Annotated in this window: 13 protein-coding genes; 3 read left to right on the top strand and 10 right to left on the bottom strand. The window is 70.7% G+C overall.

Going from position 1 to position 14,751, the window contains the following annotated elements:
- Position 1: 1 nt before the first annotated feature.
- On the top strand, positions 2-754 hold the full coding sequence (gene ppk2, locus HBH26_RS09620) for a polyphosphate kinase 2 (protein WP_168134385.1): 753 nt from the start codon (positions 2-4) through the stop codon (positions 752-754).
- A gap of 66 nt (positions 755-820) precedes the next feature.
- On the opposite strand, the gene HBH26_RS09615 is transcribed toward ppk2, so the two are convergent.
- From HBH26_RS09615 to HBH26_RS09590, 6 genes are all read right to left on the bottom strand, one after another.
- On the bottom strand, positions 821-1,180 hold the full coding sequence (locus HBH26_RS09615; protein ID WP_168134384.1) for a hypothetical protein: 360 nt from the start codon (positions 1,178-1,180) through the stop codon (positions 821-823).
- 28 nt (positions 1,181-1,208) lie between these two features.
- A complete protein-coding gene (gene nadA, locus HBH26_RS09610) occupies positions 1,209-2,207 on the bottom strand; it encodes a quinolinate synthase NadA (protein ID WP_168134383.1) in 999 nt (332 codons plus the stop codon).
- A 70-nt stretch (positions 2,208-2,277) separates the two neighbouring features.
- Positions 2,278-3,087, bottom strand: coding sequence for a hypothetical protein (locus HBH26_RS09605; protein WP_239024697.1), 810 nt, complete (start codon positions 3,085-3,087; stop codon positions 2,278-2,280).
- A gap of 75 nt (positions 3,088-3,162) precedes the next feature.
- Positions 3,163-4,035, bottom strand: a complete 873-nt coding sequence (locus tag HBH26_RS09600; RefSeq protein WP_168134382.1) for an MBL fold metallo-hydrolase — start codon at positions 4,033-4,035, stop codon at positions 3,163-3,165.
- Positions 4,036-4,090: 55 nt separating this feature from the next.
- Positions 4,091-5,749, bottom strand: coding sequence for a M56 family metallopeptidase (locus HBH26_RS09595; protein WP_168134381.1), 1,659 nt, complete (start codon positions 5,747-5,749; stop codon positions 4,091-4,093).
- Positions 5,746-6,129, bottom strand: a complete 384-nt coding sequence (locus HBH26_RS09590; protein WP_168134380.1) for a BlaI/MecI/CopY family transcriptional regulator — start codon at positions 6,127-6,129, stop codon at positions 5,746-5,748. Before HBH26_RS09590 ends, HBH26_RS09595 begins: the two co-directional genes overlap by 4 nt.
- Before the next feature lie 239 nt (positions 6,130-6,368).
- Between HBH26_RS09590 and HBH26_RS09585 the strand changes: the two genes are divergently transcribed.
- Positions 6,369-6,881, top strand: coding sequence for a hypothetical protein (locus tag HBH26_RS09585; protein ID WP_168134379.1), 513 nt, complete (start codon positions 6,369-6,371; stop codon positions 6,879-6,881).
- Positions 6,882-6,909: 28 nt separating this feature from the next.
- On the opposite strand, the gene HBH26_RS09580 is transcribed toward HBH26_RS09585, so the two are convergent.
- Positions 6,910-8,208: a homoserine dehydrogenase gene (locus HBH26_RS09580; protein ID WP_168134378.1), complete on the bottom strand. Its 1,299-nt coding sequence runs from the start codon at positions 8,206-8,208 to the stop codon at positions 6,910-6,912.
- A gap of 396 nt (positions 8,209-8,604) precedes the next feature.
- On the opposite strand from HBH26_RS09580, the gene HBH26_RS09575 reads away from it, so the two are divergent.
- Positions 8,605-10,539 carry an OPT family oligopeptide transporter gene (locus HBH26_RS09575; protein WP_239024696.1) on the top strand — a complete coding sequence of 645 codons (1,935 nt, stop codon included), beginning with the start codon at positions 8,605-8,607 and terminating at the stop codon, positions 10,537-10,539.
- Positions 10,540-10,555: 16 nt separating this feature from the next.
- Here HBH26_RS09575 and HBH26_RS09570 read toward each other — a convergent pair whose 3' ends face one another.
- From HBH26_RS09570 to queF, 3 genes are all read right to left on the bottom strand, one after another.
- Complete coding sequence (locus HBH26_RS09570; protein ID WP_168134376.1) at positions 10,556-11,836, bottom strand: glycoside hydrolase family 130 protein; 1,281 nt, start codon at positions 11,834-11,836, stop codon at positions 10,556-10,558.
- A gap of 49 nt (positions 11,837-11,885) precedes the next feature.
- Positions 11,886-14,162: a glycosyltransferase family 4 protein gene (locus tag HBH26_RS09565; RefSeq protein WP_168134375.1), complete on the bottom strand. Its 2,277-nt coding sequence runs from the start codon at positions 14,160-14,162 to the stop codon at positions 11,886-11,888.
- A 122-nt stretch (positions 14,163-14,284) separates the two neighbouring features.
- Positions 14,285-14,731 carry a preQ(1) synthase gene (gene queF / locus HBH26_RS09560; protein WP_168134374.1) on the bottom strand — a complete coding sequence of 149 codons (447 nt, stop codon included), beginning with the start codon at positions 14,729-14,731 and terminating at the stop codon, positions 14,285-14,287.
- Positions 14,732-14,751: the final 20 nt, after the last annotated feature.

Raw genomic sequence — 14,751 nt, 5'->3', positions numbered from 1 at the left:
CATGTCCGATCACGCCGCCGAGGAAGACGCGCTCCAGCTGGGGCTGGTGCGGATGCAGCAGGCCATGGCGGCGAGCGGCGCGCGCGCGATCGTCGTGCTGGAGGGGCGCGACACCGCGGGCAAGGACGGGACGATCAAGCGCGTGACCGAACATCTGTCGGTGCGCAACACCCGCGTCGTCGCGCTGCCCAAGCCGAGCGACCGCGAGCGGTCGCAATGGTATTTCCAGCGCTACGTCGCGCATCTGCCCGCGGCGGGCGAGCTCGTGATCTTCAACCGCAGCTGGTACAATCGCGCGGGCGTGGAGGTGGTGAACGGCTTCTCGACGCCGGCGGAGCAGGCGCGGTTCCTGGCGGATGTGCCGGGGTTCGAAGCGATGCTGGTCGAGAGCGGGATCGCGCTGGTCAAGCTGTGGCTCGACATCTCGAAGGAGGAGCAGGCGGAGCGGCTGGAGCGGAGGCGCACCGACCCGCTGAAAGCGCTGAAGGTCTCCGCACTGGACGCGGTCGCGCAGGACAAGTGGGACGATTACACCGCCGCGCGCGACGCCATGCTGACGCGCACGCACATCCCGCTCGCCCCCTGGATCTGCGTGCGCGCCGACAACAAGAAGCGCGCCCGGCGGAACGTGATCCGCCATCTGCTGCGCACGCTCGCCCCAGCGGAGGTGGCGGCGGAGGTGAAGGCGCCAAAGCCCGAGGTGCTGTTCCCGTTCGAGATGGCGGCGCTGGAGGACGGGCGCCTGGCGCGCTAGCGGACGTCGCGTCGCCCGCGCGTCGGTCGGTTTGATGCCTACAGGACGTGGCTGCTCCGGCGGGCGTCAGTCGCAGGTCGGCGCGAGGGCGGCCAGGATCTTCTGCCCGCGTTCGAGCGCAGACGTCAGCTGGCCGGGGCGCAGCCCGTGGCGGTTGAGCAGCGCGAGCACGTCCGGCTTGGACGGCTGCGGCTTCAGCCGCATCAAGCCCACCATGTCCATCGACACCTGCCCGTCCGCGCTGTCGTTCAGGTTCCCGATGATGCAGGTGCATGACGCGATCGGCGCGTTGACGGCGCAGTCCCTGACGAAGGCATCGACATGGGCCTGCGGCACGCGCGTGGACAGGCTCGCGTCCTGCGCCGCCGCCGGCATCGCCAATCCGATGGCGAGCGCGAGCACTCCACCCTGCATGGCCATCGTCATTTCATCTCCCCATCACGTCGAAGCGAGGTCAGTCGCCCGTCACCCTGGCCGGTCCCAGATCCCCCTGCCCCAGGGTCGCGCTCGCCATGGCCAGCATCGCGTCCAGGCTCTTCTTCGCCTTGAGCCGCAGGTCCTCCTCGATCTCGATCCGCGGTTCCAGGTCGCGCAGCGCGACGTACAGCTTCTCCATCGTGTTCAGCGCCATGTACGGGCAGATGTTGCAATTGCAGTTTCCGTCCGCGCCCGGCGCGCCGATGAAGGTCTTGCCGGGCAGCGCCTTCTCCATCTGATGGATGATATGCGGTTCGGTGGCGACGATCAGCGTGTCCGCCGTCATCGCCTGCGCGTATTCCAGGATGCCGCGGGTCGACCCGACATAATCGGCATGGTCGAGGATGATCGCGGGGCATTCCGGATGCGCCGCGATCGGGGCAGCGGGGTACTGCGCCCTCAGCTTCAGCAGCTCCGTCTCGCTGAACGCCTCGTGCACGATGCATACGCCCGGCCACAGGATCAGGTCCCGCCCCGTCTTGCGCGCGAGATAGCCGCCGAGGTTGCGGTCGGGGCCGAAGATGATCGGCTGGTCCTTCGGAATCTGCGACAGGATCTTCTCCGCCGAGGAGCTGGTGACGATGACGTCGCTCAGCGCCTTCACCGCGGCGGAACAGTTGATGTACGTCAGCGCGATCGCATCCGGGTGCTGCGCGCGGAACGCGGCGAACTGCTCGGGCGGGCAGCTGTCCTCCAGAGAGCAGCCGGCGTCCATGTCGGGCAGGACCACCGTCTTGTGCGGCGAGAGGATCTTCGCCGTTTCCGCCATGAAGCGGACGCCGCAGAAGGCGATGACGTCCGCATCCGTTTCCGCCGCCTTGCGACTGAGGTCCAGGCTGTCGCCGACGAAGTCCGCGAGGTCCTGCAACTCGGGCTTCTGATAGTAATGCGCCAGGATCACGGCATTGCGCTCCTTGCGGAGGCGGTCGATCTCGGCGCGCAGGTCGAGGCCCTTGAGGTTCAGCGGCTGTTCCATGCGCCGCAGATGGCCCGGCGGGGCGCCGGGATCAAGGCGCCAGCATCGGCGGCGCGCGGGATCAGCCGCCCTACCCGGCCCTCGGCGCCGTCGCCCAGGGGGGTGGCGGGTAGGCGTCGGGTGCAACCGCTGCGCCCGGCGACCCGGCGGCGACCGCGCGATAGAGGGCGAGCCCCGCCGCCGAGCGCGGCAGCAGCTCGATCGCGAGCTGCATCGCCGCCAGCGTCGCCAGTCCCGCCAGCCATGCCGGGTGGGTACCGTACCGGCGGCGATCCGCGATCATGCCCGCCAGCGGAAACAGGATGACGACGGCGAACACCGACAGCCCGACCCACGGCATCACCAGCGGCACCGGAACCATCCGCCCGATCGCGGGGCCGGTCAGCACCGCCATCGCGCACACCATCAGCCGGCTATGCCACGCGGTGCGCCGACGCAGCACGATCGCCGCCGCGACCAGCCCGCCGAACACGAGCACCGCGAGAAGGTCCATGAACAGGAAATAGGCGGGGGTGAAGAAGAACGGCACCGCCCCGCGCCGGACCATCCCCACCGTGACGTAGACGCCGACGACGACCATCACGATCGCCCAGCCCGCACCGATCCAGCCGAGCCGCCGGTGCAGCGCGATCGATGTCGGCCCGGCCGCCCCGACCCCCAGCAGCGTCTGCGCCAGGTACAATCCGACCCATCCCATGAACAGCATCGCATGGACGTGGAGCCGCGCCGGCGACTCGGTGAAGCTGGACCGTCCCATCAGCCATTGCAGCGAGAAGCCGGCGACGATGGTGAAGGCCATCGCGATCGCCAGGCCGACAAAGAGCCGCCGTTCCGCCGAAAAAGCGCGCACCCGCGCGCCCGTCATCGCCCGTGTCGCCATTGCAAGCCCCCCTTGCCCATCGACCAGGCGACCACGATACGCCCGATCGGCGCCGCGGACAAACACCTGTGTTGGTCAGGCGGCGACCCACACCGCGCCGTCGCGGCGCACGCGGCCGCGGCGTTCGAGGTCGATCAGGTGCGCCAGCACCGATCGTTCCGCCGCGGGAAGCAGCCGGGGATCGAGGCCGACGTACATCTTCTCCACCATCGCGGCGATGCCGCGCGGCACATCGGCGAGGAGGCGCAGGATCTGCCCCTCGCGCTGCCTGCGATGGCCGAGGAGCCCGCGCACCAGCCGCTGCGGCCGCTCCACCGCCTCGCCGTGCCCAGGGTAGTAGACGCGATCCTCGCGCGCGAGCAGCTTCTCCAGGCTCGCCATGTAGTCGCCCATGTCGCCGTCGGGCGGCGAGACGATGCTGGTGGACCAGCCCATCACATGATCGCCGGAGAACAGCGCCCCCGTTTCCGGCAGCGCGAAGGCCAGGTGGTTGCCGGTGTGGCCGGGCGTGGCGATCGCCGCCAGCGTCCAGCCCTCCCCCGCCACGGTGTCGCCCTCGATCAGCACGCGGTCCGGCGAATAGTCGGTGTCGAAGGCGGCGTCGGCACGCGGGCCGTCGTCGGCGAGGAAGACGGGCGCGGCGCCGACGATCGGCGCGCCGGTCGCCGCCTGCAACGCCCGCGTGCCGGGCGAATGGTCGCGATGGTGATGCGTCACGACGATCGCCGTCACCGGCCGCCCGGCGATGGCGCGCAGCAGCGCCTGGTGATGCGCCGCATCGGCGGGGCCGGGATCGATCACGGCGAGGTCGGCGGTGCCGACCAGATGGGTCTGCGTGCCGGTGTAGGTGAAGGGCGACGGATTGGGCGCCAGCACGCGCGCGACCAGGGGCTCCAGCACGATCACCTGACCGGTCGGCGGTGGCGGCGGCGCGGGCGTCTCGTCCATCCCCCCGCCATGCCGGGCGCGCCGCACCGGCGCAAGCGCCGCGCGGCCCCGCCGCTCAGTCGTGCCCGATGTCGTGCAGCTCGCGGCGCACCTCGTCCATCGCCTCGTCCAGCTCGCGCAGGGCCTCGGCGCGATCCTCGTCGGGAATGGCGTGGTTGGCGGCCATGGCGCGGCGGGTCTCGCGCAGGCTGGCGAGCGCGGTCGCCATGCCGCTCTGCCCCGCGCGCAGCCCGGCCACGCGCGCGCGCTCGCCGGCGATGCGCGCGCGGTCGGCGGCGAGCCGCGCGCTGGCCCCGGCACGGGCGGCGGCGCGGGCATGCGCCTCGATCCTGTCGGTGCAGATCACCGTGACCGAACGCGCGCCGTCGCGACGCTCCACGACGAAGGCGGAGCCGCGCTCGCCCTTGCCGCAGTTCCGCTCGGCCACCACCGGCGGCTCGGGGGGCATCGGCACGGCGGGAACGGCGGGCGGCAAGGCGGGCATCGCGCCGCGGTAACCGTCGCGGTCGGCGACGTCGGCGGGCGGGGCCGGAGGCGCCGGCGGCGCGGGGAGCGGATGCGCGGCGAGATAGGCGTCCGCGGCCTCGCCCTCGTAGGTCTCGGTGCGGCCGTCGCGGTTCACCGTCACCCGCGTCTTCCCCTGGGCGCCGGCGGCGGGGGTGGCGACGGCGGCGGTTGCCGGGTGGATCGCGGCGACCGGATCGATCGCGGCGATCTCCACCCCCGTCGCCTTCTCCACCCGCGCGCGCACGCGCTCCGCGGCCTGGGTGCCCGACGCGGTGAGCGCCAACGCACTGACCGTCAGCCCCATCGCGCCCGCGGCGCCCGCCACCATGCGCGTCCGCGACGCGCGCCCGCGTGCCAGCATCCTCAGTCTCCCTTTCAGGTCCTTGATCGTGTGCAGGTGGCACGCCGGGGTCAGCGCGCGGCCGTGCGCCGCCTTGACGATCGCGCAGCCATAGGCGTGGCGCGCGCCCGGCCCCAGCCGCGCCATGACGCCGGCGTCGTTCGCCATCTCCTGATCCGCGCGAAAGGCGCGATAGGCGATCCACGCCACCGGATTGAACCAATGCAGCGCCAACACCGCCAGCGCGATCCAGTTCGCGATCAGGTCCCCGCGGGCGTGGTGGCCCAGCTCGTGCGCCAGCGCCAGATCGCGCTCGTCGGCGTCGTAGCGGGCGGCGAAATCGGGCGGGAAGGCGACGACGCGGTGGACGATGCCGAACGCCAGCGGCCCGGTCGCCCCCGCGCTCTCGACGATGGCGACCCGTCCCTGCCGGTCGAGCGGGACCGCCCGCGCCATCAGTGCGATGCGGAAGCGGACGTAGCGGGCGAGCTGCCACGCGAGGAACAGCATCGCCCCGGCGATCCACGTGCCGGCGAGCACGAGCGGCAGGAGGTCGGGCCAGCCGGGCTGCTCCACCATGGCGATGGCGGCGTCGGTGGCCGGCGCGCCGGCGGCCGGGGTAGCGATGTCACTCAGCGGTGCGATCATCACCGCGCTCGCCTGCCGGCCGATCTCCGCGATGGGAGCGGTGGCCGCGGCGTGCCACTCCTGCGGCAGGGGCGGCATGAGCAGGCGCAATACCGGGATGGCCCACAGCGCATAGGCCAGCTCCGCGCCGAACGCGCGCCGCACGGGACCGCGCATTGCCAGCACCGCCAGCATCAGCGCGGCGGAGGCGGCGAGCGCCTCGGCGATCCAGCAGATCATTGTTTCAGCGCCTTCAGCAGCGCCTCGATCTCGGCGATATCGGCCGCGCTGATCTCGTCCCGCTCGGCCAGGTGCGCGACGAGCGGTGTCAGCTTGCCGCCGAACAGCCGGTCGATCAGCCGGCGCGACTCGCCCGCGACATATTCCTCGCGCGCGACGGCGGGGCGATAGAGATAGCGACGCCCGTCGACCTCATGCGCGACCGCGCGCTTGGTGAGGAGACGGCCGAGCAGCGTCTTGACGGTCGCCGCGGTCCAGGCGCGGTCGGGATCGACCCGTTCGGCCACGTCCTGCGCGGTGAGCGGCGAATCCTGCCACAGCACCTCCATCACCGCGTGCTCGGCCTCGCTGATCCGTTCCGGCTTTGCGTTTTCCGCCACGACTCGCTCCTGATCCGACTACGCCTGTAGTCACATCGTTTACGGCCGTAGTCAAGCGCTCAGCGGATGCGCGAAAGGTTCTCCGCCACGTCGTAGGCGAACCACAACACGCCGCCCGCCCAAAGCAGCGCGGCGTAGCGATTGCGGAAGAGGCGCGAGAACAGCATGGTCGCGGCATAACCCGGCGCGTCTTAACCCGGCGTTGACGCCGCGGTGCCACGGGGCGCAGGGTTGTGCCCATGCTGCTCCTCGCCCTCGCACTGCAGGCGGTCGCTCCGCCGCCCTCTACCGGGTCCGCGCCCGAGCGGTTCTCCATCCTCGTCCCGGTCAAGAGCCAGCCGTGCACGCGCACGCGTGCCGCGGACGAGATCGTCGTGTGCGCCGATCCGCTGCCCGAACAGGCGCTGCCGCTGCCGGCGGAGGCGGTGTCGCCCTTCCCCACTGCGGTGAACCCGCGGGCGGACGGCGTCGGCGCGCTGAACGCGGAGGCGACGCCGTGCGCCGCGAGCGTCGGCGGATGCCAGGCGGGGATCGACGTGTTCGGCATGGGCACCGCGCTGATCCGCGGCGTGCAGAAGCTGGTCGCGCCGAACAGCTGCTGCGAGGAGGCGGGGGAGGCCACCAACCCCTTCCTGCTGGTGCGCGACGTGGCCAAAGGGGCGAAGAGCCTGGGCAAGCGCAAGCCGGCAGCGGGCGAGCGGGTCGCGATCGACCTGTCGGAGCCGGTCACGAGCGGGCGGGTCGCTCCCTAGCCGTTCGCGGGCGACCTCGGCTGCCCCGTCACCCCAAGATATGCATCCACAACGGCTCGCCGGTCAGGCTCTGCGAGCCGCGCAACCGTTCCAGCGCCTGCGCCACGCAGCGCTCCGGCCCCTCGTGCGTGACGATCGCCACCAGCACGCTGCCGTCGGCGGTCGCGCCGCGCTGGATCAGGCTCTCGATCGAGACGCCGGCGTCGCGCATCGCCGCCGCGATCTCGGCCAGCACGCCGACCCGGTCGGCCACGGCGAAGCGCAGGTAGGCACGCCCGCGGCGATCGCTGCCGTCCGCCTCGCCCGCGTCCGCCAGCGCCGCGGCGGGCATGGCGAAGGGCGGCCCCGCCTCCCCGCGCGCGATATCGATCAGGTCCGCCACCACCGCGCTGGCGGTCGGGCCCTCGCCTGCGCCCGGCCCCTGGAACAGCAGGCGGCCGACGAAATTGCCCTCGGCCACCACCGCGTTCGTCGCGCCGGTGACGTGCGCCAGCGGATGGTCCTGCGGTACCAGATGCGCGTGGACGCGCTGGAACAGGCCGTGCGCCCCCGCCTCCGCCACGCCGACCAGCCGCACGCGATAGCCCAGCGCCGCCGCCTCCGCGATGTCGGCGGCGAGGATGTGGCGGATACCGCCGATGCCGACGCGATCGAAGGCAGGCTTCGTGCCGAACGAAAGGCTGGCAAGGATGGCCAGCTTGTGCGCGGCATCCACCCCGTCGATGTCGAAGGACGGATCCGCCTCGGCGAAGCCCAGCGCCTGCGCCTCGGCCAGCACGTCGGCGAAGTCGCGCTTCTCCGCCTCCATCTTGCTGAGGATGAAGTTGCAGGTGCCGTTGAGGATGCCGGTCACGCGCGCCAGCTCGTTCGCCGCCGCCCCCTCGCGCAGGCCCTTGATGACGGGGATGCCCCCGGCGACCGCCGCCTCGAACTTCAGCGGCACGCCCGCCGCCTCCGCCGCCTCGGCCAGCTCCAGCCCGTGATGCGCCAGCATCGCCTTGTTGGCGGTGACGAAGCCTTTCCCCGCGGCCAGCGTGGCGCGCGCCAGCGCCAGTGCGGGGCCATCCGAACCGCCGACCAGTTCGACCACCACGTCCACCTCTGCCTCGGCCAGCCGGGTGGTGTCGTCGATCCACGCGAAGCGCCCCAGGTCGACGCCGCGGTCCTTCGTGCGGTCGCGCGCGGTGACGGCGACCACCTCGATCGGCCGACCGGCGCGCCTGGCGATCAGCTCGCGATTCGTGTCCAGTACGCGGATCACTCCTGCGCCCACCGTCCCCAACCCCGCCAGCGCGATGCGCAGTGCCCGTGAACCCGTCCCGCCCATTCCTGCCTCCTCGTTCGCCGGGCTGGCTAGGCTTCCGCTGTCGCGGAGTCGAGACACCGCACGATTGCACAAAACGCAATCTGCAACCGATTACATTGCACTTGCGATCGCAATTGCTGCGATGCACAAGGATCGGGCCTTTCAGGCATCCTCTCCTAAAAACTTCCCGGGTCGGCTCTGCCGGCCCTTTTTTTTGGCCCGGCTTTGCTCTACGGCGAGCGCCATAAGAAAAGATACGTTCGCGGGACAGGATGCGCCGGTCGACCCGGCAGCGGCAGGGGGCAGGCGACGGGAGCAGTCGCCGCCCCCCGCATCAGGCCCTTGGACAGAAGGACCGGCCACCCGCCCTCGCACAGCCCCTGTTTCAGCGCGCCGCGCCGTGCCATGCAGACGCGCATGACGGCCAGACCTCTCGAACTCACGCTTCGCGGCATCCTGCTGGGCGGCGCCATCACGCTCGTCTTCACCGCGGCCAACGTCTATCTCGGCCTGAAGATCGGGCTGACCTTCGCCACGTCGATCCCCGCCGCGGTCATCTCCATGGCGGTGCTGCGCGCGTTCCGCGATTCGTCGATCCTCGAGAACAACATCGTGCAGACCGTGGCGAGCGCCGCAGGCACGCTGGCGGCGATCATCTTCGTGCTGCCCGGGCTGGTGATGGTCGGTTACTGGCGGGGCTTCCCCTTCGTCACCACGGCGGCGATCACCGCCCTGGGCGGGATCCTGGGCGTCATGTTCTCCGTGCCGCTGCGCCGCGCCTTGGTGGTGGACGGCACGCTGCCCTTTCCGGAAGGGCGCGCGGCGGCGGAGGTCCTGAAGATCGGCGAGGAGAGCCGGCACGGCGGCGCGCAGAGCGCCAAGGGCCTGCGCGCGATCCTGGCCAGCACCGCCGCCTCCGCCGCCTTCGCGCTGCTGACGCAGACGCGCCTCGCCGCGGCGGAGGCGGCGGCGTTCTTCCGCGTGGGACCGGGCGCGACCGGGGTGATCGGCGGCCTGTCCTTCGCGCTGCTCGGCGCCGGGCACCTGATCGGCCTGTCGGCGGGCATGGCGATCCTGCTGGGCATCGCGATCGGCTGGTGGATCGTGCTGCCGGTCCTCACCGCAGCCGCGCCGCAGACGGGCGACGTCGCCGCTTGGGCGCAGGGCGTCTTCCGCGACGACGTGCGCTTCTTCGGCGCGGGCGTGATCGGCATCGCCGCCATCTACACGCTGCTGCGGATCGCCGGCCCGGTGGTGCGCGGGCTGAACGCCTCGCTCGCCGCCTCGCGCGTGGCACGCGGCGACGCGCTGGCGCTGGAGGAGCGCGACCTGCCCGTCGCGGCGGTGGCGGGCGGCAGCCTGGCCGCGCTGGTGCCGATCGCGTTCCTGCTCCACGCCGTGCTGGCGGGCGGCCCGCTGGCGGGCAGCGCGCTGCTGCTGGTGGCCGCCAGCCTGCTCTTCGTCGCCGTCATCGGCCTGGTGATCGCGGCGGTGTGCGGCTACATGGCCGGGCTGATCGGGGCGTCCAACTCACCGGTGTCGGGCATCGGCATCCTCGCCGTCATCGCCGCGTCGCTGATGCTGGTGGGCTGGTTCGGTCGCGGGGGCGAGGCGGGGCAGACCGAGGCGCTGGTCGCCTACGCGCTGATCGTGACCGGCATCGTCTTCGGGATCGCCACCATCTCGAACGACAATCTGCAGGATCTGAAGACCGGCCAGCTGGTGGGCGCGACGCCGTGGAAGCAGCAGGTGGCGCTGGTGATCGGCGTCTGCTTCGGCGCGATGGTCGTGCCGCCGGTGCTCCAGCTGCTCTACATGTCCTTCGGCTTCGCCGGAATGCCGAACGCGGGCGCGAACGCGCTGCCCGCGCCGCAGGCCGCGCTGATCTCCGCGCTGGCGCGCGGGGTGCTGGGCGGCGACCTCAACTGGGCGATGATCGGCTGGGGCGCGGCGACGGGCGCGGGCGTGATCGTGCTGGACGAGGTACTGGGCCGTTTGGGGCGGATGCGGTTGCCGCCGCTCGGCGTGGGGCTCGGCATCTACCTGCCGATGGGGGCGACGCTGACCGTTGTGGTCGGCACGATCGTCGGCCACCTGTACGAGCGCTGGGCCGCGCGCACGCCCGATCCCGAAGCGGCGAGCCGGCTGGGCGTGCTGACCGCCACGGGCATGATCGTGGGCGAGAGCCTGTGGAACGTCCTGTTCGCCGGCATCGTCTACGAGAGCGGGAGCGACTCGCCGCTGGCGCTGGTCGACGGATTCGAGACGCCGGCACTGGTCGTCGGCCTCGCCGTCTACGTCGCGCTGGCGTGGTGGCTGTACCGACGGACGCGGCGCGCGGCGTCGGACTGACATTGCCGCCCGCCCGTCACATCGCCCGCAGCATCTCCGCGATCTCAACAAAGGCGAATCCTACCGAGCTGTCCGCGATCCCGTACGGCATGAACAGCCGGTCGCCGTGGCGCATCGCACCGCAGGAATAGACCACGTTGGGCACGTAGCCTTCGCGGTCCTGGTCGGCCGCCGCCAGGATCGGCTCGCGCGTGCGTCCCAGCACCTTCGACGGATCGTCCTTGTCGAGCAGCGCGGCACCGATCGAGTATTTGCGCATCGCGCCGACGCCGTGGGTCAGCAGCAGCCAGCCCTCGTCGATCTCGATCGGCGGGCCGCAATTGCCGATCTGCACGAACTCCCACGGAAACTCGGGCGCCAGGATCTGCGTCCCCTCGTCCCAATGATTCAGCCGGTCGCTCTTCAGCAGGTACAGCGTCTCGCCGTCCTGCCGGCCAATCGACATGTACTGGCCGTCGACCTTGCGCGGGAACAGCGCGATTCCCTTGTTGCGGCTGGCGCTGCCCGTCATCGGCACCAGATCGAACGCGCGGAAATCCTTGGTGCGCAGCAGTTCCGACTGGATCGTATCGCCATTGTAGGCGGTATAGGTGCCCAGCCACTCCAGCTCGTCGTCGTCGTGCCGGAACTGCACCAGACGCAGGTCTTCCAGTCCCTTCGACTGCGCCTGCGTGATCGGGAAGATGACGGTCCCCGACAGCGTGCTGTCGCGGTGGCGATAGACGGTGACGGGGCCGACCGGCGCCTCGTCCTCGCCGGTTCCGACCGTGTCGGCGGCGGTGGCGAACGGCGGCTCGGGCGCCAGCTTCAGCTCGTTGGCCGAGGTGATGATGCCCTCGCGGAACGCGACGGAGGAGATGTGCCCCTCTCCTACCGAGCGCAGCGACATCAGGATGCGCTGCGATCCCTCCGGCATGCCCGACTGGTCGAAGTGCGGCACTGCACTCGGGTTCATCAGCGCGGCCGCGGCGTAGCTGTACTCGTGGCAGAAATAGGCGCCGATCAGCTGGCGCTTCTCGTCGCCGATCGCGTCGCCGTCCAGCCCGTGCGCCGCCGCGATCTCGTCGTAGCGGGTCATGAAGACGCGCCGCGTCTGCCAATGGCGGGCCTCGAAATCCTTGAGAACGAGGTCCAGCTGATCGCGCGCCTGCTCGCGCGTCATCTGGAGCACCTCGTTGATGAGGCGCTCCGACCGGCTGATCCCGTTCGCCTGGCTGACCCATCCGATGTGGAACGGGCGCACCACGACGCGCGAAGGGTCCGCGTGCAGCCGCAGCGGGTGGTTGAACAGTTCCAAGGAAGGCCCCGCGCTTGTTCGTCCCGAGGCGTCGCGGCGGCGGACCCGATCAGCCCGCCCGACGACGCGGGTCCGCCCCTGCCACTTTTCCTACGCGATGCGAAAGCCCCGAAATCGCGCACGAGGCCATTTGGAGCGCCAGGATCGATTCGGCGCCCTGGTTGCGGTTCAACCCGCCGGGCATCAGCCCGTCGAAACAGCCGCCGTCGCGCTGCGTCGCCAAAGGCAGGTCCAGGTCGTTGGCGCCGAGGAACCACTGATAGGCACGGTTCGCCTCCGCCACCCAGCGGTCGTCCCCCGTCGCGTCATAGGCCGCGGCGCAGGCATCCACCGTCGCCACCGCCTCCAGCGGCTGCTGGTCGAACGGCAGCGGCTCGGCGTAGACGCGGCCGAAGCTCTCCGATCCCACCGCGCGGAAATGGCCCTGCGGCGCCGTCTGCTTCTCCATGATCCACTCCAGCGTGGAGAGGCCGCAGGCGATCAGGTCGTCGCGGTTCAGCGCCAGCCCCGCGCGCAGAAGCCCCTCGGGCAGGCGCGCATTGTCATAGGCCAGCACGATCTCGAACCAGCCCCATTCCGGCCGCCGGGCCGCGTCGAGCAGCGCAAGATGCTCATCGGGGAAGCGCTTCAGTATCTCCGTCGCCAGCCGGTGGCCGGGGGAGGATTGCAGCATCGCCGCCGCGCCCAGCATGGCGAACGCCTGTGCGCGCGGCGATCCGAGGTCGAGCGCCAGGCTGGCGGTCGAATCGAACATCGCCGTCGCCCAGTCGCGATGCTTCGCCTCGTGCGCATCGCGCGCGACGACGCCCAGCGCCCAGATGGTGCGGCCGTTCGAATCCTCCGATCCCTCGTCCTCGCACCACGTGCGGTCGAAGTTCATGAAGTTGCGGAAGCGGCGCTTTTCCGGATTCCAGGCGTATTGAATGAACGAGGCGTAGATCGTCGTCCACTTGTCGCGCACCGTCGGATCGAGATCGGGCATCGCCGTCATCAACATCAGCGCGCGGGCGTTGTCGTCGATGCAATAGCCGTGGCGGCGGTCCGGCACGGAATAGATCGCGTGCTGGAGCATCCCCGTGCTGTCGCTCATCCGCTCGACGGCGGCGATGTCGGGCGGCAGGACCTTGTCGGCGGCGGCGGGGCTGGCGATACGGCGCGGTCGTGCCGCGACCGCGGCGACGACCTCCTCCATCGCCTCCTCGGCGACGCGCGGCCAGATCATCGTGCGCCCGCGGGCGTAGGCGCGCTCCGACAGGCGGGAAATGTTGCGATCGCTGCCGAGCAGGTCGTTGATCTCTCGCGCGAACGCCTCCGCGTCGCGGAAGTCGACCAGTACGCCGTGTCCGTCCGCCAGGATCTCTGTCGCATGGACGTAGGGGGTGGAGATCACCGCCTTGCCGACGCCGACGGCGTAGCTCAGCGTGCCGCTCGTGATCTGTGCGGGGTTCAGGTAGGGCGTGGCGTAGATGTCCGCCGCCTGCAGATAGTCGATCAGGTCGTCGTGATCGACGAAGGCGTCGATGAATGCGACGTTGTCGCCGACGCCGAGATCGGCCGCCTTCGCCTTCAGCCCGTCGCGATACTTCTCGCCCTCGTGCGCGACGAGGTTGGGATGCGTCGCGCCCAGCACGACGTACATCGCGTCGGGATGCTTCGCGACCACCGCGGGCATCGCCTGGATGATCGTCTCGATGCCCTTGCCCGGCGCCAGCAGACCGAAGGTGAGGATGACGCGACGCCCGGTCCAGCCGAAGCGGCCCTTGAACAGATCGGGATGCGCGAACGGTCGGTCGGGCACGCCGTGCGGGATGACGGCGACCGACTTGGGCGAGACGCCGTAGGTGCGCAGCAGGATGTCTCGTCCGCGCTCGGCCATCACGATCACCCGGCCGGCGCGACGCAACAGGCCTTCCAGTACCGATCGCTCCTGCGGACTGGGCTTCTCCAGCACGGTGTGGAGGGTGACGATCAGCGGCAGGCCGGCACGGTCGATCAGCGCCAGGACGTGCGCGCCCGCCTCCCCGCCGAAGATGCCATATTCGTGCTGCACCCACAGCGCCTGCGCACCGCTGTCCGCGATGGCGCGTCCGGCCTCGACATAGGCGGCGCGGTCATGCTGGTCGACGGCGGCGACCACCGCGGCGGGATAGTCGTAGCGGCCGGGATGGTCGTCCATCGCGTAGACATCGACCTGCATGTCCGGAAAACGGGTGCGCAGCGCCTGGTACGTATCGGTCGTGAAGGTGGCGATGCCGCACTTGCGGGGAAGGAAGTTCCCCAGCAATGCGATGTGCTTGACGCCATCCGTCGTAACCGTGGTGCTCATCCCGTCGCCTTCGCTGGTGCAGCGCGGAATGCACTTCCGGCTGTCTTCCAAAGGAAAACCGATGGCCTATCGAAAGGTTGCGTTCATGTTGCAGTGCGGTAGCGCAGAACGCCTGATGTCGATCAACCCCGCCCGCGGTACGGCGCGACCCCTTGGTCGGGCAGCCACACCCCCGCTGGCGGCGCACCCGATTGCCAGAACACGTCGATCGGCATCCCGCCGCGCGGATACCAATATCCGCCGATCCTGAGCCAGGTCGGTGCCATCTCCCGGAACAGGCGCTCGCCGATGCCGACGGTGCAATCCTCGTGGAACGCTTGATGGTTGCGGAAGGAGCCGAGGAACAGCTTCAGCGACTTGGATTCGACGATACTGGCGTCGGGCACGTAGTCGATGACCAGGTGCGCGAAATCCGGCTGGCCCGTCACCGGGCAGAGCGAGGTGAACTCGGGCTGGGTAAACCGGACGAGATAGGGGTGGCCGGGCCGCGGATTGGGCACGTAATCGAGCACCGCCTGCTCGGGAGAGGCGGGAAGCGTGCTCGTCTGGCCGAGGTGCTTGGGTGTCATGCCGGCGCAAATAGGCGGTC

Source organism: Sphingomonas corticis, from assembly GCF_012035195.1.
Lineage (GTDB): Bacteria > Pseudomonadota > Alphaproteobacteria > Sphingomonadales > Sphingomonadaceae > Sphingomonas > Sphingomonas corticis.
Note: the sequence above shows the minus strand (reverse complement) of the source record. Positions and strands in the feature narration are given on the sequence as shown.